Annotated in this window: 20 protein-coding genes and 1 other annotated feature; of the genes, 1 reads left to right on the forward strand and 19 read right to left on the reverse strand. The window is 46.2% G+C overall.

Translation table 11 applies throughout. The annotated features are described in order from the left end of the window. Window positions 1-12: 12 nt before the first annotated feature. The 3 genes from ABRS97_RS02710 to lspA form a co-directional block, all read right to left on the reverse strand. Window positions 13-1248 (reverse strand): LL-diaminopimelate aminotransferase, encoded by a 1236-nt coding sequence (locus tag ABRS97_RS02710; RefSeq protein WP_367811348.1) that lies wholly within the window; start codon window positions 1246-1248, stop codon window positions 13-15. Between the two features lie 133 nt (window positions 1249-1381). Beyond that, window positions 1382-2332 carry an RluA family pseudouridine synthase gene (locus ABRS97_RS02715; protein ID WP_367811349.1) on the reverse strand — a complete coding sequence of 317 codons (951 nt, stop codon included), beginning with the start codon at window positions 2330-2332 and terminating at the stop codon, window positions 1382-1384. Beyond that, a complete protein-coding gene (gene lspA / locus ABRS97_RS02720) occupies window positions 2307-2825 on the reverse strand; it encodes a signal peptidase II (protein WP_367811350.1) in 519 nt (172 codons plus the stop codon). Before lspA ends, ABRS97_RS02715 begins: the two co-directional genes overlap by 26 nt. 112 nt (window positions 2826-2937) lie before the next feature. Between lspA and ABRS97_RS02725 the strand changes: the two genes are divergently transcribed. After that, window positions 2938-3669 carry a TraR/DksA C4-type zinc finger protein gene (locus ABRS97_RS02725; protein WP_367811351.1) on the forward strand — a complete coding sequence of 244 codons (732 nt, stop codon included), beginning with the start codon at window positions 2938-2940 and terminating at the stop codon, window positions 3667-3669. An 81-nt stretch (window positions 3670-3750) separates the two neighbouring features. Here ABRS97_RS02725 and ileS read toward each other — a convergent pair whose 3' ends face one another. The 16 genes from ileS to murB all read right to left on the reverse strand — a co-directional run bounded on the left by ileS (window position 3751) and on the right by murB (window position 20415). Beyond that, a complete protein-coding gene (gene ileS, locus ABRS97_RS02730) occupies window positions 3751-6519 on the reverse strand; it encodes an isoleucine--tRNA ligase (RefSeq protein ID WP_367811352.1) in 2769 nt (922 codons plus the stop codon). 51 nt (window positions 6520-6570) lie between these two features. Then, window positions 6571-6815: a binding site (T-box leader), on the reverse strand. 73 nt (window positions 6816-6888) lie between these two features. Then, a complete protein-coding gene (locus ABRS97_RS02735; RefSeq protein WP_367811353.1) occupies window positions 6889-7365 on the reverse strand; it encodes a DivIVA domain-containing protein in 477 nt (158 codons plus the stop codon). Window positions 7366-7549: 184 nt separating this feature from the next. Continuing rightward, window positions 7550-8332 carry a YlmH family RNA-binding protein gene (locus ABRS97_RS02740; RefSeq protein WP_367811354.1) on the reverse strand — a complete coding sequence of 261 codons (783 nt, stop codon included), beginning with the start codon at window positions 8330-8332 and terminating at the stop codon, window positions 7550-7552. A gap of 2 nt (window positions 8333-8334) precedes the next feature. Beyond that, window positions 8335-8574 (reverse strand): YggT family protein, encoded by a 240-nt coding sequence (locus ABRS97_RS02745; protein ID WP_483312407.1) that lies wholly within the window; start codon window positions 8572-8574, stop codon window positions 8335-8337. A gap of 65 nt (window positions 8575-8639) precedes the next feature. Continuing rightward, window positions 8640-9062: a cell division protein SepF gene (locus ABRS97_RS02750; protein WP_367811356.1), complete on the reverse strand. Its 423-nt coding sequence runs from the start codon at window positions 9060-9062 to the stop codon at window positions 8640-8642. Between the two features lie 42 nt (window positions 9063-9104). After that, window positions 9105-9791, reverse strand: coding sequence for a YggS family pyridoxal phosphate-dependent enzyme (locus tag ABRS97_RS02755; protein WP_367811357.1), 687 nt, complete (start codon window positions 9789-9791; stop codon window positions 9105-9107). A 45-nt stretch (window positions 9792-9836) separates the two neighbouring features. Beyond that, window positions 9837-10682 carry a peptidoglycan editing factor PgeF gene (pgeF, locus tag ABRS97_RS02760; protein ID WP_367811358.1) on the reverse strand — a complete coding sequence of 282 codons (846 nt, stop codon included), beginning with the start codon at window positions 10680-10682 and terminating at the stop codon, window positions 9837-9839. 118 nt (window positions 10683-10800) lie between these two features. Then, complete coding sequence (locus tag ABRS97_RS02765) at window positions 10801-11100, reverse strand: YlmC/YmxH family sporulation protein (RefSeq protein WP_367811359.1); 300 nt, start codon at window positions 11098-11100, stop codon at window positions 10801-10803. A gap of 141 nt (window positions 11101-11241) precedes the next feature. Further along, window positions 11242-12024, reverse strand: coding sequence for an RNA polymerase sporulation sigma factor SigG (sigG, locus tag ABRS97_RS02770; protein ID WP_367811360.1), 783 nt, complete (start codon window positions 12022-12024; stop codon window positions 11242-11244). Window positions 12025-12219: 195 nt separating this feature from the next. Next, window positions 12220-12942, reverse strand: coding sequence for an RNA polymerase sporulation sigma factor SigE (gene sigE / locus ABRS97_RS02775; protein ID WP_367811361.1), 723 nt, complete (start codon window positions 12940-12942; stop codon window positions 12220-12222). Window positions 12943-13121: 179 nt separating this feature from the next. Further along, complete coding sequence (gene spoIIGA / locus ABRS97_RS02780; protein WP_367811362.1) at window positions 13122-14072, reverse strand: sigma-E processing peptidase SpoIIGA; 951 nt, start codon at window positions 14070-14072, stop codon at window positions 13122-13124. Between the two features lie 228 nt (window positions 14073-14300). Next, a complete protein-coding gene (gene ftsZ, locus ABRS97_RS02785; RefSeq protein WP_367811363.1) occupies window positions 14301-15425 on the reverse strand; it encodes a cell division protein FtsZ in 1125 nt (374 codons plus the stop codon). Between the two features lie 80 nt (window positions 15426-15505). Then, window positions 15506-16753, reverse strand: a complete 1248-nt coding sequence (gene ftsA / locus ABRS97_RS02790; RefSeq protein WP_367811364.1) for a cell division protein FtsA — start codon at window positions 16751-16753, stop codon at window positions 15506-15508. A gap of 271 nt (window positions 16754-17024) precedes the next feature. Further along, window positions 17025-17936: a cell division protein FtsQ/DivIB gene (locus tag ABRS97_RS02795; protein WP_367811365.1), complete on the reverse strand. Its 912-nt coding sequence runs from the start codon at window positions 17934-17936 to the stop codon at window positions 17025-17027. A 289-nt stretch (window positions 17937-18225) separates the two neighbouring features. Next, a complete protein-coding gene (gene murA / locus ABRS97_RS02800) occupies window positions 18226-19494 on the reverse strand; it encodes a UDP-N-acetylglucosamine 1-carboxyvinyltransferase (protein WP_367811366.1) in 1269 nt (422 codons plus the stop codon). Window positions 19495-19509: 15 nt separating this feature from the next. Further along, complete coding sequence (murB, locus tag ABRS97_RS02805) at window positions 19510-20415, reverse strand: UDP-N-acetylmuramate dehydrogenase (RefSeq protein WP_367811367.1); 906 nt, start codon at window positions 20413-20415, stop codon at window positions 19510-19512. Window positions 20416-20609 lie beyond the last annotated feature (194 nt).

Consider the following 20609-nt stretch of genomic DNA (forward strand, 5'->3'; position numbering starts at 1 on the left):
TTTTTCTTCGTTTTAGAGGCTCAAGCCTTTGAATCTTTCAACGGCTTTCTCCGTATTCTCGCGGCTGCCGAAAGCAGTAAGGCGGAAATAGCCTTGACCGTTTTGACCGAAACCCACGCCAGGTGTTCCTACGATATTCGCTTCAGCGAGCAATTTATCGAAGAAATCCCATGAGCTCAGACCTTGTGGAGTTTTCAACCAAATGTACGGAGCATTTACGCCGCCGTATACTTGAATGCCGAGGGAGGAAATGCCCTCGCGAATGATTTTCGCATTCGTCATGTAGTAGTCAACCAATTTGGCGATTTGCGCTTTGCCCTCTTCGGAGAAGATTGCCGCCGCGCCTCTTTGTGTAATATAGGATACACCATTGAATTTGGTTGTTTGTCTGCGGTTCCACAGGTCATTGACAACAACCTCGTTCCCGTCTTCGTCACGAGCAATCAGCTCACGAGGAACAACTGTATAGGCACAACGCGTTCCTGTGAAGCCAGCTGTTTTGGACAAGCTGCGGAACTCAATCGCAACTTCTTTCGCGCCTTCAATTTCATAGATGGAGCGAGGTACGTCCTTCTCTTGAATATAAGCTTCATAAGCGGAATCGAACAACAGGATACAGTTGTTTTCACGCGCATAATCAACCCATACTTTAAGTTCGTCCTTCGTAAGTGTCATTCCTGTTGGGTTATTCGGGTAGCAAAGATAAATAATATCTACCTTTTGCTTAGGAAGCTCAGGCTTGAAGTTATTTTCCGCGTTGCATGGCAGGTAGACGATGTTCTCGTATTGACCTTTTTCCGGATTGAACTTGCCGGAGCGGCCTGCCATTACGTTCGTATCTACATATACAGGGTATACAGGATCTTGTACAGCAATGATGCTATCTTGGCTAAAAATCTCCTGAATGTTCCCAACGTCACATTTGGAGCCGTCGCTCACGAATACTTCATTCGTGCCCAGCGTAATGCCGCGGGACTCATAGTCATTCTTAATAATTTCATTGATTAAGAAATCATATCCTTGTTCTGGACCATAGCCGCGGAACGTAGATTCACTTGCCATTTCATCAACTGCTGAATGAAGGGATGAAATAACCGAGCCTGGCAATGCGCGGGTAACATCGCCAATGCCTAAGGAGATAATGGCTGCATTCGGATTCTCAGCGATAAATTTATTTCTTCTTCTTGCCACTTCGGAGAACAAATAGCTGCCTTGCAGCTGCAAATAATTCTGATTAATTTTCGCCATTATTTTCACCTGTTTACGTATAATTTTTTTGCCGATTTCGACACAATCTATGGAAATTCATGGTGTCCACTACCAAACATATCTCTTTTTATCAAAATGCTGAATGGACTATTCGTCCTTTCTTTTGCACTTTTCAACGTATCCGGATCGTATTTAACAGATGATTCATATCATCCGGAAGCGGCGCTTCGAATTGCAAATGCTCTCCGGAACGGGGATGAATAAATCCAAGAACCGCTGCATGCAGCGCTTGCCCATTCATCAGATTGCCTTTGCTTTTACCGTACATAGGATCGCCGACCAGCGGGTGACCAATGAACTTCATATGCACGCGAATCTGGTGCGTTCTGCCTGTCTCCAGCTTAAGCTCGACAAGCGTAAAATCGCCGAAACGCTCTAAAACAATAAAATGCGTCACAGCATGCTTGCTATTTTTCTCTGTCACTGTATACATCTTGCGGTCATGTGAGTCGCGCCCGATAGGGGCATCTATCGTACCTTGGTCATGCTGAATGTTGCCATGAACAAGTGCGATATATTTCCGGTTAACCGAATGAGCCTTCAATTGTTCGGCTAAACTCGTGTGTGCTTTATCATTCTTGGCAGCCATGATCAAACCAGACGTATCCTTATCGATCCGGTGGACGATACCGGGACGAAGCTCGCCATTAATGCCAGACAAATCATGACAATGAAACATCAAAGCGTTCACTAATGTTCCCGAGTAATGGCCAGGAGCAGGATGAACAACAAGACCTCTCATCTTGTTAATGACGATAACATCCGAATCTTCGAACACTACATTCAAAGGGATATCCTCCGCAAGGAGTTCCACTCCCGTAGGCTCAGGAATGCTCAGGGTGATCACGTCATTTTCCGAGAGCTTGTAATTGGACTTGATTCCGTTTCCGTTCACCTTAACATGCCCATCTTTGACCCATTGCTGCACTTGCGTTCGAGAAATATCTTCTTCCAAAGCATCGGTAATAAATTTATCGATACGTTCACCCGCAAACTGTTGTTCAACCGTCCATTCCACAGCTTCATTCGAAGCAGACTCAGGAGAGGTCTGGTTTATGTTCATGTGCAGCTCCTTTTTTCTCTTTTCTCCAAACGAGCAGTGAGTCCAAGAAAATGAGAATTACCCCGATAACAATAGCGGAATCAGCAAAATTAAAAATAGGGTAACCATAATAAATGGTTTTTCCGAACAAATTAAAATCAAAGGTAACTTGCAAGAAATCAACCACTTCTCCAAATAAAGCGCGATCCAGGAAATTGCCAAGTGCCCCTCCTAAGAGCAAACTAAGCGCAAAAGACAGCAATCCTTTCCCTTCACGGATCGTCCGGCGGATGTACCACACAATTCCGATAACTACGATCGTTGTAATCACAATAAAAAACCATCGTTGATCCTGTAAGATGCCGAAAGCTGCACCACGATTGCGATGCGAAGTAATCATGAAGAATTCCCCGATAACGGGGCGCTCCTCACCGAGTGGAATTCGTTTCACAATCATCCATTTGGCGGCTTGATCCAAAATAAATACGATTAGCGCGTAAAAATAATATTTCATATGCTTCCTCCTAAACTGAACCTTATATTCAAGGAATTACCTCATTAAAAAAAGCTTCCATTCGGCACTATAACGGTATGGATCATTCTGCAAGAAGGGAGCTGTGCTGACAATGAACCATTTGACTGAACAGCAATTAAAAGAAATCAATCTACAGCTATTGGAGGAAAAGCTTGATCTCGAACGGCATTTCGGGACGAATGACAATTACGGTTTGTCCCATTCTTTTATAGACAGCACCGGTGAGCTATCGATGTACGATAATCACCCCGGCGATATTGCAACTGAAATCTATGAACGAGAAAAAGATATCTCGCTGAATGAACATGCCGAATTTCATTTGAATCAGGTTAATGAGGCTTTGGCTCATTTGAATCAAGGCGATTACGGTATTTGCATTTTCTGCAAAGCGCCTATCCCTTTCGAGCGGCTGCAAGCCATCCCAACGACACTTTACTGCTTCGAACATGTCCCTGATCCGGAGACTTCGGAGCGAAGACCTGTCGAAGAACAAGTCCTATTCCCGCCTTTCGGCAGAACCAGCATGGATGAGCGAGATGACGAAACCGAATTCGACGGTGAAGATGCATGGCAAATTGTAGAGAGCTGGGGAACGTCCAATTCACCTGCTTTTGCCGAAAACCCGAATGTCGAAAACTACAATGAAATGTACATTGAAGCCGACGAGCAAGAAGGTTATGTCGAATCCTTCGAAAGTTTCATTGCAACTGACCTCTATGGCGAACACGTTACAATCGTCCGGAGTAAATCCTACAGGGATTACTTAGAAAGCGGCGAAGGAGATCCTTTGCTAGAGTTTGAAAACCCTGACAAGGAAGACTAACTCCCCCATGTGCTCCCGGAACAAACAGGACAAACGAGCTTCGTAATAAACGAAAGCTCGTTTGTTTCATGGTTACATCATCTACTCGTGATAATGAGCGGAGACAACCTCATTGCATCGCACACATAGTGTTGGATGCTCTTTACTTTGTCCAACTTCCGGTGTGACTATCCAGCAGCGTTCGCACTTCTCGCCCTCGGCTACAGCAATTGCAATCGCTGTTTCTTTCGCCTGATAGGCGCCTTCCGGTGCAGTTGTTCCAGGTTGATGCACGTGAACAGCGGACACGATGAACAATTGATCCAATTGCTCAAATTGATTTAACAAGCTATAAACCTGTTCGCTAGGATAAAGGTGCACAGCAGCACCCAAGGAATTGCCGATGACCTTGTCTTTACGGGCTTCTTCCAACGCTTTCAGCACTTCATCTCTTAACCCAAGGAAGTTATTCCATTTATTTTCCAAATCTTCGTTATACAAGCTCGTTTGAACTTCAGGCAGCTCAGCAACCTGTACGGTGCTTAACTCAACACCCGGGATGTATTTCCAGACTTCGTCCGCCGTATGCGGCAAAATCGGAGAGATCAGCTTCGTTATTGCTGTAAGCACCTCATACAACACAGTTTGTGATGCTTTGCGCGCCGCATCATGAGGGGCCCCTGCATACAAACGATCCTTAATCACATCGAGGTAGAACGAACTCATTTCCACCGCACAGAAATGATGAATCGTTTGATACACCACGTGAAATTCATAGTTTTCGTAAGCTTTCACGACTTTCTCGATCATTCGATTAAGACGAATCCATGCGTATCGATCAAGTTCAGACAGGTTATCGGCCGCTACTCGATCCGTTGCCGGATTAAAATGGCTTAAATTCCCAAGCAAGAAACGCAGTGTGTTTCGAATTTTACGATACACTTCGGTCGTTTGGTTCAAAATATTATCCGAGATGCGGTGATCCGATTGATAATCGACAGAAGATACCCATAGACGAAGAATATCAGCTCCAAGCTTTCCGGCTACTTGTGTCGGATCAATCGTATTCCCGATCGACTTGGACATTTTACGGCCCTCGCCATCAAGCGTAAAGCCATGGCTGAGAATCCCTTTATATGGCGACTGCTCTCTGACCGCAACCCCCGTAATTAGGGAAGAATTAAACCAACCGCGATATTGGTCGGAACCTTCCAAATATAAATCAGCTGGCCACTGAAGCTCTGGACGAGCTTCAAGAACAGCTACATGGCTGGAACCTGAATCGAACCAAACGTCCATAATGTCGGTTTCCTTACGGAATTCGCCATGTCCGCATTTGGAACAAGTGGTACCGTGCGGCAGCAGCTCTTTCTCGTCTTTGATAAACCAAGCGTTCGAACCTTCTTTGGCAAAAAGCTCAGCTACATGCTCGATCGTTTGCTCGTTTACCAGAGGCTCGTTACAGCTGCGGCAGTAAAAGATCGGAATCGGCACGCCCCAAGCACGCTGTCTGGAAATGCACCAGTCACCACGTTCCGCGATCATGTTATGCAAGCGAACCTCGCCCCATGTTGGCGTCCAGTTCACTTTCTTAATTTCTTCCAGCATCTCGTTTCTGAATTTATCGATCGATGCAAACCATTGCTCTGTTGCGCGATAAATAACAGGCTTCTTCGTCCGCCAATCGTGCGCGTACTGATGCTGAATTTCGCCCACTTTCAGCAAAAGCCCGGATTCCTGCAGTTTCTCGATGACGAGCTTCCCGCCTTTTTCGTAAAACAACCCTTCGAAACCAGGCGCTTCTACAGTAAAATGCCCTTGATCGTCCACTGGACAAAGCACGCCGATCTGATAACGCTGACCGATTGCGAAGTCGTCTTCACCGTGCCCAGGCGCCGTATGTACGCAGCCTGTACCGGCTTCCAGCGTGACGTGCTCGCCAACCATGACTAGCGATTCCCGATCATAGAATGGATGCTGGCAGGTTACGAATTCAAGCTCGCTGCCTTTTACGGTTGATAGCACTTCATAATCTGTCCAGCCGATTTCTTTGGCAGCGGCCTCCAATAATCCTTGGGCCAGCACATATTTCTTGCCGGAAACTTGCACAACCGCATAGTCAAATTCAGGATGTACGGAAATGCCAAGGTTTGCAGGCAGCGTCCACGGCGTCGTTGTCCAAATCACAATCGAAGCGTCCTGCGGCAGCTTTCCTTTACCATCTTTGACTGGAAATGCTACGTAAATCGAGAACGACGTCTTCTCTTTATACTCAATTTCCGCCTCAGCTAGTGCGCTTTCTGAAGAAGGAGACCAATAGACAGGCTTTAATCCCTTGTAAATATACCCCTTTTGCACCATTTGCCCAAAAACGCGAATTTGCCAAGCTTCATATTCAGGCTGAAGCGTAATATAAGGATTTTTCCAGTCGCCACGAATGCCTAGTCTTTGGAATTGAGCCTTCTGCTTTTCCACCGATTGCAAAGCATACTCTTTGCAGTATTCACGGAATTCAGGCACACTCATTTTCTTGCGATCCACTTTCCCGCTGTTTGTAATCACTTGCTCAATCGGAAGGCCATGGGTATCCCAGCCCGGCACATATGGCGCATCATAGCCTTGCAGCGTTTTGAATCGAACGATGATATCTTTCAAAACCTTATTGAGCGCATGACCGATATGAATATCACCATTGGCATATGGAGGCCCGTCATGAAGAATAAACTTCTCCCGACCTTTGCGGCTCGCCTGCACCTTGGCATAAATATCATCTGCCTGCCATTGTTCTTGAATTTTCGGTTCCGCTTGCGGCAAATTGCCTCTCATCGGGAACTCCGTTTGCAATAAATTTAATGTTTTTCCATAATCCATATTCACCACTCCATTCCTGCCATTCAGCTAATAAAAAAAGCCTCTCATCCCAAAAGGGACGAGAAGCTCATCTCGCGGTACCACCCTCGTTAAAAAGCATAAAAAATCGCACGCCAACGTGCAAGTTCAGAGCTTTTTCACTCGATCATGGATAACGGCATGACCCGATTCTCTCTACTTGATTCAAGAGACGCTCCTGGGGGATATTCGGCACGCTGCAGAGATTAGGCTCACACCACACTCCTAACTCGCTGACACTGCATTTACGCCCTACTCGTTCCAGTCATCGCTTTGCTGCAATACATTTAACAGGAGTATAACGAATTCATTAGGCATAGTCAATATATCAAAAGCCCGGACATCGTCACCCTATTCTTCTTGATTATCCATCTGCATGCTTTGCCAGCCTTCGGTGTTCAAAAGCTCCAATTGAGCTTCGAGCAGCGTCCGGAAACGCGTGCGATAAATGGAAGCCTGTTTCTTCAGCTCTTCGATCTCCAAAGCGACTTTGCGGGATCTTGCCAAAGATTCATTGATAATACGATCCGCATTTTTCTCCGCTTCCTTCAGAATCAGCTGTGCTTCCTTTTTCGCGTTGTGCTTCACTTCATCAGCTGCTTCTTGAGCAACGATAATTGTTTTGCTGAGTGTCTCCTCGATATTCGAGAAATGGTCCAAGCGCTCTTTCAGCGAAGCAGCTTGATTCTGCAAGTCTTTATTCTCACGGATAAGTGCCTCATAATCCTTAATGACTTGATCCAGAAATTCGTTCACTTGATCTTCATCATAACCGCGGAAAGAGCGAGAAAATTCCTTGTTATGTATGTCAAGCGGTGTTAATGCCATTGGTGCCCCTCCTCAGAGTTTTCATAGAAAACTTGCTTCATCAGTGTTTGCTTATGTTCCAGTTCTAGCACAACCGTCCCACCCGCAATTGCTGTGTTCTCCAAAGGAAAACAGATTTCGTTACTTGATCATTTCGACAGAAACCAATAAATTCCTGCAACGTTCGAGGGTAATTTCTATGCAATTATGTATATTTGCCAATCCTCACACGAATCCGGCCTTTTTTTGAAATTCCTTCCACTTCAAGCACTTTGAATCGGCCGAATCCTTGCAGCGATACCAGATCGCCTTCTTTGAGCGGCTTACTGGGATCTTCCTCCAGCTTCCAATTGACCCGGCAGCGACCTGCTTGAATGGGAATGAGAATCTTGGCCCGGCTTAATCGATAGACATCGCTTACAATCCCATCCATTCGCATGGAAGCGACGGACAGTGTAAGCTCGTCCAGTTGCACTTTGGCAACCTCCAGCTCATGAACTGGCAGCAGCTCTGTCTGGACATGCACCTTGTGAACCTGCGACAGATTCATGTGCAAGTAACTCGCAGCTTCTTCAGTGACAAGACAGTGGCAGCCACCCTCTATAACATGAATATCGCCAACCTTGTCTCGCTTCATGCCGAGTCCAAGAATGGCGCCCATGTAATCTCCATGTTCTAATGTTAGAAATTTACCGTCTCCCGACGATACCGATAAAACGGCAATTCCCAAATCTTCATCCTCAAGCGACCGATAATCCGGCGCGATGACCGCTCTTTTGCGTTCTGCGCCAGGGTGACCGCCTTCTAAGCGACAATGCACATCCGGATGGCGATTCACTAGTGTTGTCAAAATAAACGCTTGTCGCGGGTCCAGAAAGTCCGTCCGTTTCACTGCGTGCTGCACTGCCGCACGCTCCACCCACTCCAAAGCCTTGTCGACAAAATGATGTTCATCCGGATGAAAATGACCATACAGCTCTTTTGACAATGTTAAAACATCCTTACGAAGAAATCGATCACCGCTCCGATTCCCAGCACGACAAATCGCAGAGCGATTAGCGCAACTATCGGCGAGAGATCGATAAACCCGATGCTCGGAATAATTTTGCGGAACGGACGCAGATACGGTTCAACCAATTTCCCCAATAGCCCGCCGACAAAACTGTCGCGCGCATTAGGAAACCAAGAGAGAATCAAATACCCAATAATCATGAAATAATAAATTTCCATCAAAATGCCAAGATAATTGTAAACGTAACCCACGTATGCATACACCTCTATGTCAGGATATGCGTCTATTCCTCACCCATCATTTCGGAGATGTGACCATGAATATCGACAGAGTCTGGCGTACACAAGAAGATATTCGGCCCAAGCTTGGAGATAGACCCATTTAAAGCATATACCGTTCCGCTTAAGAAATCCACTATACGGACGGCTTGATCCCCACGTACTCGTTGCAAATTAACCACAACCGCTCTTCGCGATCGAAGATGGTCGGCAATGTCCTGCGTTTCTTCGTAGGTACGAGGTTCACTCAGCACAACGCGCGCATTTTTCTGCGAATGAATGCTGACGACGTTCGCTTTATTTTTACTACGAGTTTCATACGGATTGGTTTCAGGTTCTTCCGTTGCTTCTACAATTCGTTCCCGCTCTACAATTTCCTCCTCTTCCTGTAAGCCAAGAAAATTCATAAATTTATTCATTACGCCCAATGTCTTTCCCTCCTTATCTGATCATGCACGATTCCGCAACCTTTAAAGTTCTTTTCCTACCAAAACGGTACCGAGCCTGACCCATGTTGCGCCCTCTTCAATCGCTACCTCGAAATCCCCTGACATCCCCATCGAAAGCTCTTTTATTTCGAAAGGCAAGATCTTCCGCTCATTCAATTGGTCCCTAAGCTCTCTTAGCCTTCGAAAAACGGGTCTGGTCGCATCCGCCTCCAATTCGTAAGGAGCCATGGTCATTAAGCCGGCGATATGTATATGCTTCATTTTGCTTATTTCTTCTGCGAACTCGAAGAGGTTGTCCGGCGCCATGCCGTATTTGGACTCTTCTCCAGATACATTTACTTGCAAGAAGCATTGCACTGTAATGCCTAGAACAGCGGCCTGCTTGTCCAATTCTTTGGCCAGCGACATTCGGTCCAGAGAGTGGATGTAAGCGAATTTCCCGATAACATCTTTCACTTTATTCGTTTGCAGATGTCCGATAAAATGCCAAGTGCCGCGCTCATGCAGCGCTTCCCATTTGGGCTTCACATCCTGCCACCGGTTCTCTCCGATGTGGAAAAGGCCTTCGTCCAATACAGATTGGGTTGTCTCCAAAGAAACATATTTCGTAACAGCAATCACTTTCACTTCTTCTACAACTCGTCCAGCTCGCTTGCACGCCTCTACAACTCGCGCCTGAACCTCATGTATGCGTTCACGTAAACTCACTTTATTTGGCCACCTCGATTCAACACCTTGCTGTCGGTCACTCCCTTAGGACAGTGCGATCCAAGCAATCATCCGTCCTGTCATTCCGCCCTCTTTCCGATGAGAGAAGAATACGTCCGACTTGCAACTTGTACATAACTGAGTTACTTCGATATGGGACGACAAAATTCCTGCTTGTTCCATCAAAATTCGGTTTAATTCTTGTAAATTCAGCATAAACTTTCCGTTTCCTTTTTCCTGAAGCACATTCCAGCGTTTTGCGGACATCGCTTCTGCATTCGGAATCACTTCCCGCACGCGTCCAGCTACCGTTTCATCCACTTCATAACAACAAGCGCCAATAGAGGGTCCGATAGCAGCGCGAATATGCTCAGGCTGGCTACCAAAAGTATGTGTCATTGCGGATATTGTAGCCATGGAAATGTTTAACACAGTCCCTTTCCACCCCGCATGCGCCAAAGCAACGACCTGGCGAACGGGGTCATAGAAAAACAGCGGCACACAATCTGCAAACTGCGCGCAAAGAAAGATGCCTGGCTCATTCGTCATGAAGGCGTCTTTCGCTTGAATAGCACTATTTCTTGTGCTTCTCCCCATTCCTCGTTCTTGCCTGGAAACTGCAATAACTTCATTGCTGTGCACTTGTTCCGCGTATGTGAAGGATTCAAACGGCTGACCAAGCGCCTCCGCTAACAACTGACGATTCCGAATGACATCCTCCGCAATATCGTTTACATGAAGACCGCAATTCAGCGATGAATACGGAGCCTTACTAACACCCCCATGACGTGAAGTAAACCCTGCCGTCACTTCCGGATACTGATCCATCCAACTTTGTATTGTAAATAGGGTGGGCTGTCCATCTTTCTCTTGTTTTACAAATGGTTCCAATTCATGTCTCTCCCCTAAGCATCGTTCTCTTCTCTTACTTTAGCACAAAACAAAAAGACACACGATACTTGCTTAACCCGCCTTCCCTACCGGCTGGCTCTCGCTCGTGTGCCTTTTGTCAGTTTCGAAATTGACGGTTTATTTCGTAAACCTGCTCATTATCCTCATTTTGACGATAGGGCCTTGCATCATCAAGTTTGACGAGAACGACATCCGCACCAATTTTCACAATATGTTTCCATGGAATAATAACATCCGTCCCTGTACCAAACAGACCAAAGAAACGGCTTTGATTGGGAACAACGATCGATTCGATACGTCCTTGACGCAAGTCAAGCTCCAGATCGCTGATCTGTCCAAGTTTCTTGCCATCCACAATATTAATGACATCCTTCGTCTGGAAATCCGATATTTTCATGAAGTTGCTCACCACGAATCTTCAAAGGATTTTAGCTTGCTTTGTACTAGTATATGTAGGACGTGGGCAAAATGTCCTGAAACACTAAAAAAAGACCTTCACGGCTTGTCCACCAGCCGATCAGGTCTTCCTATGTGTGGCTTACGTTTTAACGTGCTTCTGCATTTGAGAGATAGCTGACTTCTCCAGCCTTGACACCTGTGCTTGAGAGATGCCAATCTCATCGGCGACTTCCATCTGCGTCTTGCCTTCAAAGAACCGCATCGAAAGAATCATTTTCTCTCTCGCATTCAATTTACGCATCGCTTCACGGAGAGCAATCCCCTCGATCCACGACATGTCCTTGTTGCGCTCATCACTGATCTGGTCCATGACATAGATGGGATCGCCGCCATCATGATAAATCGGCTCGAAGAGCGACACCGGATCTTGAATCGCGTCCAAAGCGAATACAACATCTTCTTTGGGTACATTCAGCGCTTCGGATATTTCGTAAATCGTTGGTTCGCGCGAATTTTGGTTCGTCAAGCTATCCCTGACCTGCAGTGCCTTGTAAGCAATATCCCTTAAGGAACGAGAAACCCGAATTGGGTTATTGTCCCGCAAATAGCGGCGAATTTCACCGATGATCATCGGTACAGCATACGTTGAAAATTTGACATTCTGACTCAAATCAAAATTATCAATGGCTTTCATCAAGCCAATGCAGCCTACCTGGAAGAGATCGTCCACATATTCTCCCCGGTTATTGAACCGCTGAATGACACTGAGAACTAGCCTGAGGTTCCCATTCACTAATTTCTCTCTTGCAGCTCGCTCCTGATTGGTCTGCAGCTCAGCGAATAGCTCGCGCATTTCAGCATTGGTCAGAACAGGCAGTTTGGCGGTATCAACACCAACTATCTCGACTTTATTTCGGGTCACCGTGATTACCTCCCAAGGAGAAACATTAATGTTAATTATCCCCGTGAGAGATCGATTTATTCCTCCCTTACCTGCTCTAAGCTCACTTGACAAAAAGGGATAGACTTGCTCCCTCCCGTATATCCTGAACAAATTCGCTATCGTGCTTCTAAAAAAAATTTTCGCGTAAAAAAAGAGAGGCTTCCCTCCCTTTCCTCACACCATTTTATTAAATTCCTTGCGAAGTCTTTTAATAATGCGCTTTTCCAGCCTTGAAATATAAGATTGCGAGATCCCCAATAGGTCTGCAACGTCCTTCTGCGTCTTCTCCTCGCCGTCCTGCAAGCCGAATCTTAGCTCCATAATGATACGCTCGCGTTCGGTCAGCTTATCCAGAGCCTTGTGCAGCAGCTTGCGATCCACCTGTTCCTCAATGTTACGATAGATGGTATCGTTCTCCGTTCCCAGCACATCTGATAAAAGGAGCTCGTTGCCATCCCAATCGATATTGAGGGGCTCATCGAAGGATACTTCCGTCCGGATCTTGCTGTTACGGCGGAGATACATCAGAATTTCATTTTCAATACAGCGGGAGGCATAGGTAGCGAGTTTTATTTTCTTTTCAGGATCAAAGGTATTCACTGCTTTAATCAATCCGATAGCACCGATTGAAACCAAATCTTCGATATTTATCCCCGTATTCTCAAATTTCCTAGCTATATAGACAACCAATCTCAGATTCCGCTCGATCAACATCGCTCGTATCGCGGCATCCCCGGATGGTAATTTTTCCAATAGGTATTCTTCTTCTTCTCTCGTTAGTGGCGGCGGCAGCGCTTCACTACCACCTATGTAATAGATTTCCTCGCCTTTGAGCCCTAAGAACATTAAGATGCGATAATAGGTTAGCTGCAACATCAATTTCCACTTCAAGAGCATATTAACTTCCTCCTAAGAGCTTTCCGTGAGGAAAGCTTGCATCGTAAGCATTTGCTGAGCTTTCCGTGAGGAAAGCTTGCATCGTGAGCATTAGCTGAGCTATATGCCATTTAATAATTAGCTATTGTAATTTTCGTCATGGGTGGAAACAACATCGCTAGCATCGGCGCAAAAGCGCGTTATCCAGCTGCAATCAACGTAGGATGAATGATTGCTTGATAGGAGCCATCACTGCAAAGCTTGCCTCCATCGAGTCCAATGAGTACTTTGGAAGCTTCAATTTGCTTATTATTATGGATAATCACCACCCTATCCGGTTTAATAGCCAGCATAAACTGCGTATGACGATTGACCCCTCGGTAAGGAACCAATCGCAACCGATCTTGCCATACAAATTCCTCATCCGTGCCCAAACCGCTAATAATTTGGTCGACATCGGCAGAGCGTATGCGCTGCAGCCATTCACTCGGCAGCACATCCCCCCATTCCGAGACTTCCATAACCATTACAGGCGTTCTCGTCAGCGGATCATACAAATGATTTCCGGTATCAATGAGACCTCTACAGGTTGCTGTAAATTCTTCTACATAGATTGTTACCTCAGCCAAGAAAGTTGTAAGCTCCTCTTTCTGCTTTGCACTTAAAAAAACAGTTCGAAACCACCAAATTAAGGGAAAGAGGCAAACCAAAACAAATAGAATGCCAACCTGAACTTGAAACACCGGTGCTCCCGATTGCGTGAAAACAATCCCTTTCACCACTTCAGAAGAGGAGGACCACACATAATGGATGCCAAACATTCCTCCTGCTACGGCAAAATTAACGAGCAGGAATGCCCCCAGGTTTCGTAAAAAATTTTGTAAACTGCCGAAGCCAAATGCTATCATAATCATCCCGATACAAAACATACATTTCACAGAAAATGTAAATAGCAACGTGGGGACAGGTAAAAACATCATCACTACATACCCTGCTCCTAGAAAAGCCGAACCTGCGATTCTCCACCATTTGAACGATATTTTCCGCGTTTTAGCCGTGACGACAAGCATGGCGGCATCCATCAGAAAGTTCAATAGGAAAATGAGATCCGCATAGACGACCACTTTGCTCACCTCCCAAGACAAATGCAAAGAACAATTCCTCATATAATGCGGGGTAAGCACAATTTCCAGCAAAAACTCTGAGGTTCTAAACCAGTATATAAGAAGCATATTTCAAAGTCTGTCTAAACTTGCTAGTTATGTGCAACTTTTTTTGTCACTTGATGCGGCTTCTCTAGCAAGAAAACATCGTGAAAATAGCAAAAAACCGAAGCCTCTACATCGTAGGACCTCGGTCTCTTTACAAGCTTTGTGTATTTATTTGTCAGTATTCCGTCCGCGGTTTCGCAGGAACGTCGGAATATCCAGTTGATCGTTCGACGGCTGCGTACCAAAAGGCCGCAAGTTGTTTAAACGATCGTCAGTTGCAGCAGTCGGTTCTTGCTGTGCCGCATTCGGGCGCTTGACCTGCTGTTGTAACGGATTCACCTTATGTTCAAATCCCGTTGCAATGACGGTAACAAGAATCTCATCTTTGAGTCTATCATCGATTACCGCACCGAAAATCATATTCACATCAATATCAGATGCGGAAGCTACGATATCAGCAGCTTCATTCACTTCATACAAGCTCAAGTTCATGCCGCCTGTGATATTCATGAGAACACCGCGAGCTCCTTCAATTGAAGTTTCAAGCAAAGGGCTTGAGATTGCTTTTTTCGCTGCTTCAGCTGCACGATTCTCACCAGTTGCGACACCAATTCCCATCAAAGCGGAACCACGTTCAGTCATAATGGTTTTCACGTCAGCGAAGTCCAAGTTGATTAAACCTGGCAATGCGATCAAATCTGAAATACCTTGCACACCCTGACGAAGCACGTTATCCGCTTGTTGAAAAGCTTCGAGCATCGGCGTTTTCTTATCGATAATTTCGAGGAGACGGTCATTTGGAATTATAATCAGCGTGTCTACTTTTTCTTTGAGCGCTGCAATGCCTTGCTCAGCCTGTAAAGAGCGCTTACGTCCTTCGAAAGTAAATGGACGAGTAACAACCCCAACCGTTAAAGCTCCTGCTTCTTTGGCAATTTCAGCGATAACCGGTGCCGCACCTGTTCCTGTGCCTCCACCCATACCTGCGGTTACGAAAACCATGTCTGCTCCGCGAAGCGTATTCAAAATAAGTTCTCTTGATTCTTCCGCTGCTTTTTTTCCAACATCCGGATTCGCTCCAGCCCCAAGACCGCGCGTCAGCTTATCGCCGATTTGCAGTTTGTGTTCTGACTTTGCAAAATGCAATGCTTGAGCATCCGTGTTCACCGTAATAAACTCGACACCTTTTACACCATTTTCAATCATACGGTTAACTGCGTTACTTCCGCCGCCACCAACACCGATGACCTTTATCTGAGCCAATTGGTCCATATCCATATCAAATTCAAACATGCGAGCCATATCCCCCTAACTATACATTCACTTACCATTTATTACGTAGGTTATCGCATGTAACCGATTGACCTACCGGCTTATATAAACTCACTAAAAAAGTTTTTCACCCGCTCCATGAGACCAGGTTTAGTGCTAACGGAGGATTTCTTGCTAGTTGTCTTCACTACGTTTTTCTTTGCTAAACCAGAATTTCGATTTTTCATGTATTTGGATACAAATTGAATGATACCGACACCGCTCGTGAAGGAAGGATCACGCACGCCAATGAAATCCGGAACAGCAATTCGCACTGACGTAGCAAGTTCGGCTTGTGCAACGGCGAGCATGCCTGGTAAACAAACGGTCCCGCCTGTAAGTACATAACCGCCAGTTAAATTGCCATAGCCTAGGCGATGCACTTCAGCACGTATCATCTGGAAGATTTCTTGAACGCGAGGTTCGATGATATTCGCGAGGTCAACTTGCGAAAATTCTTTTTCCACATTGCTTCCCATTCGTGTTACTTTGAACACTTGATCAGGTGCGGAATCATCAATCGAAGCGCAACCATATTTCAATTTAATTTTTTCTGCAATCTCGAGCTGCGTACGAAGACCGATCGAGATATCATTGCTAATGTATTCGCCGCCGATTGGGATTGTCGAAGTTGCTATCAAGTTCCCTTGCTCAAAAACAGCAATTGTCGTAGCCCCTGCCCCTACATCGACTAAAACCGTTCCGATCGATTTCTCATCCTTGGATAAAGAGAGTTGACCCGACGCAAGCGACATTAAGATGAGACCTGCAACCTTCAGCTCGGATTTTTCTACAACGCGAATTAGATTATGTATTCCTGTCTTCGCTCCAGTGATAATCGTCGCTTCCACTTCTAAGCGAACGCCGATCATGCCGCGAGGATCGTTAATACCTTCTTGTCCATCTACTAAATATTGCTTGGGTACAACTCCAATGATTTCACGCTCGGGAGGAAGTGCGATAACTCTTGCTGCCTGAATGACTCGATCAATATCCTCTTCTCCGATTTCTCTGTCGTCATTGGAAACAGCGACAACACCGTGGCTCGATTGCAGAGCGATATGATTGCCTGATATACCAACGTAAACTTCGGAAATTTCCACGCCAACCATACGTTCTGCATGATCTACAGCACTGCGAATGGAACTCACAGTTTGATCAATATCGACGATGGCGCCTTTGCGAATACCCTCTGACTCGGCAGATCCTACACCTATTATATTAATGGTTCCGTTTATGACTTCCCCAATAATAGCACGAACCTTGGATGTACCGATGTCCAAACTAACAATGATGTCATTGTTGCTCAAGCCCCTGGCACCTCCTGTAACTTGGTAAAAAAGTGAGCTGATCACAAATTCTTCTGTACTTATTCAACACAACTGCCATATTCCCTCTTTTTTCTACATTTTTTTTGACATATAGGAAAGTTAGTGATTTATGAGCTCTCGCACCCAAATGGCTATTCTCGTCTAGCAATTATTTCAGGGAGAGCTACTATTTTAGTAAATGAATTATTAACCATAAAACTAATTTTAACATTATTTATAGCGATTGAGTAGTCCAACTACCGTTTTTTTGTCAGGAAGGACGCGTTGTTTCCTTCGGTGTAGCTTTGGGTGTTGCTTTAGGTGTCGATTTAGGAGTTGCCTTTGCCCCCGTCTTCCCACTTTCCTTATTCGAATTGGGCGAAGGGGTCGGAGATGCTTTGGCATTGGACGATGTGCCGGCATCGCTTTGCTGATCGTCGTTCGGATCAAATGGTGCATGGTTGTCTACTTCCAGCATTTTGATAATGCCGTTTGTTATATGCTCTTCTTGCAGGCTAGCAATATAAGCAGGCAAATTATCAATTTTATCCGGCAAATAAGTAATTGTTGTATACACTTCGAATTGTGATCGTGTATATAGCTTGATTTTATCCGGATAAGATTCGGATGGGTCAGGCTTAATTTCAGAAATGTCCGAGAGACTGGAGACGGGAATCTCTCCGAGCACCTTGCACAGAGCTGTTTTGTTCGGATCCGTATCGCTCCAGCCTGTTAGTATCGGCATATCCATAGGCACACTGCCCACCGGAAGCGTCACAACTGCGCCATCCGCCAATACCGCTTGTTTCTTCCCATCCGCCCCCATTTGAAAAGCGACTTTGGGAAATTCTTGCACAAGAATATGGATGATTCCAGGAAAATGCTTCGTTACCTTCACTGACTTAACAACGGGCAAGGCAGCTACTCGTTGTTCTATCATTGACGAACTTACCGCAAAAAAACGGTCGCCTGCTACAATCTGTGCGGCTTGTCCAATCGTATCAGTGGCCAGCAGTTCATTGCCTTCAATTTGTATGGCGCTAATTTTACTCAGTGAGGATTGAAAAAATAGAATCACCAACACCGTGATAAAAAAAACAAACAAAAAGCCGAGCAACTTCCGATTCGTACGCGCGCGTCGCTTGGGAGTCGGCAAGGCGGGTACTTTGCGGTCTTCGGACAAAATGGGCACCACCTAAATGTTTTTCTGAACAACACTAACTTCAATCGATTCAGCTGCTTTTGTGAGAATTCTAGTTAAGTTTGGTGGATAACTAGGACAAACCAGCTGTATAAGATCACTTTTCATTTTAGGAGGGTATACAACGTTATCGGTCAGTTAAGCTGTACATTTTACTGTTGTTTTCTGGTAATTCTTCAACGTGAGTAGAAAATCAGCTCTCCCCCACAAGTGAAAACCGTGTATCCCTCCCTGAAGACAGGAAGGGATTCGCGGAGGTCAACTATGCGGCTTACTCGCTAGGTACGGGTGATTGGCGATGCACTGAAGCACCCAATCTGGAAAGCATATGCTCAATTCTATCATAGCCTCTATCAATATGATGAATTTGTTCAACATTCGTAGTTCCATGCGCAGCCAGACCGGCAATAACAAGAGCAGCTCCGGCACGTAAATCAGTCGCTTCTACCGTTGCTCCATACAGTCTTGGAACACCGCGTATAAAGGCTGAACTCATATCCACACGGATGTCAGCACCCATTCGTGACAACTCATCTACGTGTTTGAATCTACCTTCGAAGATCGTTTCTTTCATCACGCTTAACCCATCTGCTAGTGAAAGCAGCACCATCACCTGTGATTGAAGGTCCGTAGGGAAAGCCGGATGCGGCGAGGTTACGATACGTTCGACTGCCTTTGGCCTTGTCGGGCAGCTCACCTGTATTATATCACCGCTAGTTGAGATTTGAACACCTGCACGCTTCAGTACATGGATGACCGAGGTTAGGTGGGCGGGGTTGACCTTTTCCAATGTAACATTGCCTCTCGTTGCCGCCGCAGCCACTAGGAATGTACCGGCCACAATTCGATCCGGAATGATGCTGTACGTGCAAGGGGTCAGCGTTTTGACTCCGCGAATCGTAATTGTATCCGTGCCTGCACCGATGATGTCGGCGCCGATTGCGTTGAGGAAATTTTGCAGATCCTGAATTTCAGGCTCACGTGCTGCATTGTAGATTGTTGTAACGCCCTCTGCTTTTACAGCAGCCATCATAATATTCTCTGTGGCTCCTACACTCGGGAAGTCTAGAACGATTTCACTTCCTTTGAGCGATTCAGCCACGCAAGCAATTTGGTTCGCCGATTCTTCGATGCGCGCACCAAGCGCTTGTAATCCTTTTAGGTGCAAGTCGATTTTTCGTTCGCCAATGGCGCAGCCGCCCGGTTGATACACGGTCACGCTGCCGAATCTGGCAAGAAGCGGACCCATTAGAAAGATGGAAGAGCGCATCTGTCCCATCAATTCTTCAGGGATATGAGAGGAATGAGCTGTGGATGTTGTTATAGATACCGTATCGCCCTGCTGTTCTGCTCGGCATCCGAGCGCACGAAGGATTCGCAGCATGGTATCGATATCGAGCAGATTTGGAACGTTATGCAGGGTATGTGTGCCGCTAGCCAGGATGCAAGCTGCTAAAATTGGTAATGCGGCGTTTTTCGCGCCGTGTATCTGGATGGCTCCCGAGAGAGGTCTTCCACCTTCGATAACGAGCTTCTCCAAAATTCCACCTCCGATTTACCTCTCACCCAGCACCAAGACCTCAGGCTCAAGCGTGACCCCGTACTGATCCAGTACGATTTGCTTAACCTCTTGGATTAGCGTGAGAACGTCCACGGCTGTAGCGTTCCCTGTGTTGACAATGAAATTGGCGTGCAAGGGAGAAATCTCCGCTCCGCCGACACGTTTGCCTTTCAAACCAGCTTCTTCGATGAGCTTAGCCGCAAACCCCCCAGCGGGATTGCGAAATACACTGCCTGCGCAAGCTAATTGACCGGGTTGCGTGCGTCGGCGCCGATCGCGGTACGCTGCCATAGCGCCAGCAATTTCTTTGCGATCCCCGAACTGCAGTTCAAAAACAGCTTCCGTTACAATTCCGGGCAGTGTATGCAGGATCGAATGCCGATAAGCATAATGCAAATCTTCCGCCTGCATCGTGACCAATTCCCCTGTATCCAGGATGACTTCAGCCTGCTTGAGTATGCGTGACACATCGGACCCGTGAGCCCCTGCATTCATGTAGACGGCGCCTCCCACTGAACCAGGTATGCCAGAAGCAAACTCAAGTCCGGTTAATCCTTCTTTGGCTGCTAATACGGACAATTTAATGAACGAGTATGAGCCCCCTGCAATTACGGTCGCGCCATCAAAACGAAGCGTCTCAAGCAGAGAGCCAAGTTTAATGACAACGCCTCGTATCCCCTTATCACGGATGAGCAAGTTCGATCCCCGACCAATAATCGTCCACGGAACGCCGCGTGCTTGAAGCATGCGAATAACGGCGATTACCTGGTCTTTATGCTGGGGAATGACGAGCACATCGGCGGGACCGCCGATTTTCCAAGTCGTATAGGGAGCAAGACGTTCATTCGTTCGAATATCACCAATATTGGCTGCATGTAAGTCGGATATTAATTGCTGCATGGGAAAACCTCCTTCACAGAACTTCGGGCGGACTGGACGAATATTCCATTCGCCACTTCCGTCTATACGAGCCGGTACGAAATCGGCCGAATCTCTACGTCTAGCCTCGTATAGAGCCTTAGGTGTCTGTCACGGTTATAGTATAGTTTATGTAAAATCGGAGAGAGTGTGACAATCGCCTATTCGGTTTCCGA

The organism is Paenibacillus tabacirhizosphaerae (assembly GCF_040812395.1).
Taxonomy (GTDB): domain Bacteria; phylum Bacillota; class Bacilli; order Paenibacillales; family NBRC-103111; genus Paenibacillus_E.

What these genes read in the sequence shown, in the direction of transcription:
- ABRS97_RS02710 (WP_367811348.1), bottom strand. Translation starts at nt 1,248, where the DNA reads ATGGCGAAAATTAATCAGAATTATTTGCAGCTGCAAGGCAGCTATTTG.
- lspA (WP_367811350.1), bottom strand. Translation starts at nt 2,825, where the DNA reads ATGAAATATTATTTTTACGCGCTAATCGTATTTATTTTGGATCAAGCC.
- ABRS97_RS02715 (WP_367811349.1), bottom strand. Translation starts at nt 2,332, where the DNA reads ATGAACATAAACCAGACCTCTCCTGAGTCTGCTTCGAATGAAGCTGTG.
- ABRS97_RS02725 (WP_367811351.1), top strand. Translation starts at nt 2,938, where the DNA reads ATGAACCATTTGACTGAACAGCAATTAAAAGAAATCAATCTACAGCTA.
- ABRS97_RS02745 (WP_483312407.1), bottom strand. Translation starts at nt 8,574, where the DNA reads ATGGAAATTTATTATTTCATGATTATTGGGTATTTGATTCTCTCTTGG.
- murB (WP_367811367.1), bottom strand. Translation starts at nt 20,415, where the DNA reads ATGCAGCAATTAATATCCGACTTACATGCAGCCAATATTGGTGATATT.
- ftsZ (WP_367811363.1), bottom strand. Translation starts at nt 15,425, where the DNA reads ATGTTTGAATTTGATATGGATATGGACCAATTGGCTCAGATAAAGGTC.
- ABRS97_RS02735 (WP_367811353.1), bottom strand. Translation starts at nt 7,365, where the DNA reads ATGGCATTAACACCGCTTGACATACATAACAAGGAATTTTCTCGCTCT.
- ileS (WP_367811352.1), bottom strand. Translation starts at nt 6,519, where the DNA reads ATGGATTATGGAAAAACATTAAATTTATTGCAAACGGAGTTCCCGATG.
- sigE (WP_367811361.1), bottom strand. Translation starts at nt 12,942, where the DNA reads ATGCTCTTGAAGTGGAAATTGATGTTGCAGCTAACCTATTATCGCATC.
- ABRS97_RS02765 (WP_367811359.1), bottom strand. Translation starts at nt 11,100, where the DNA reads ATGAAAATATCGGATTTCCAGACGAAGGATGTCATTAATATTGTGGAT.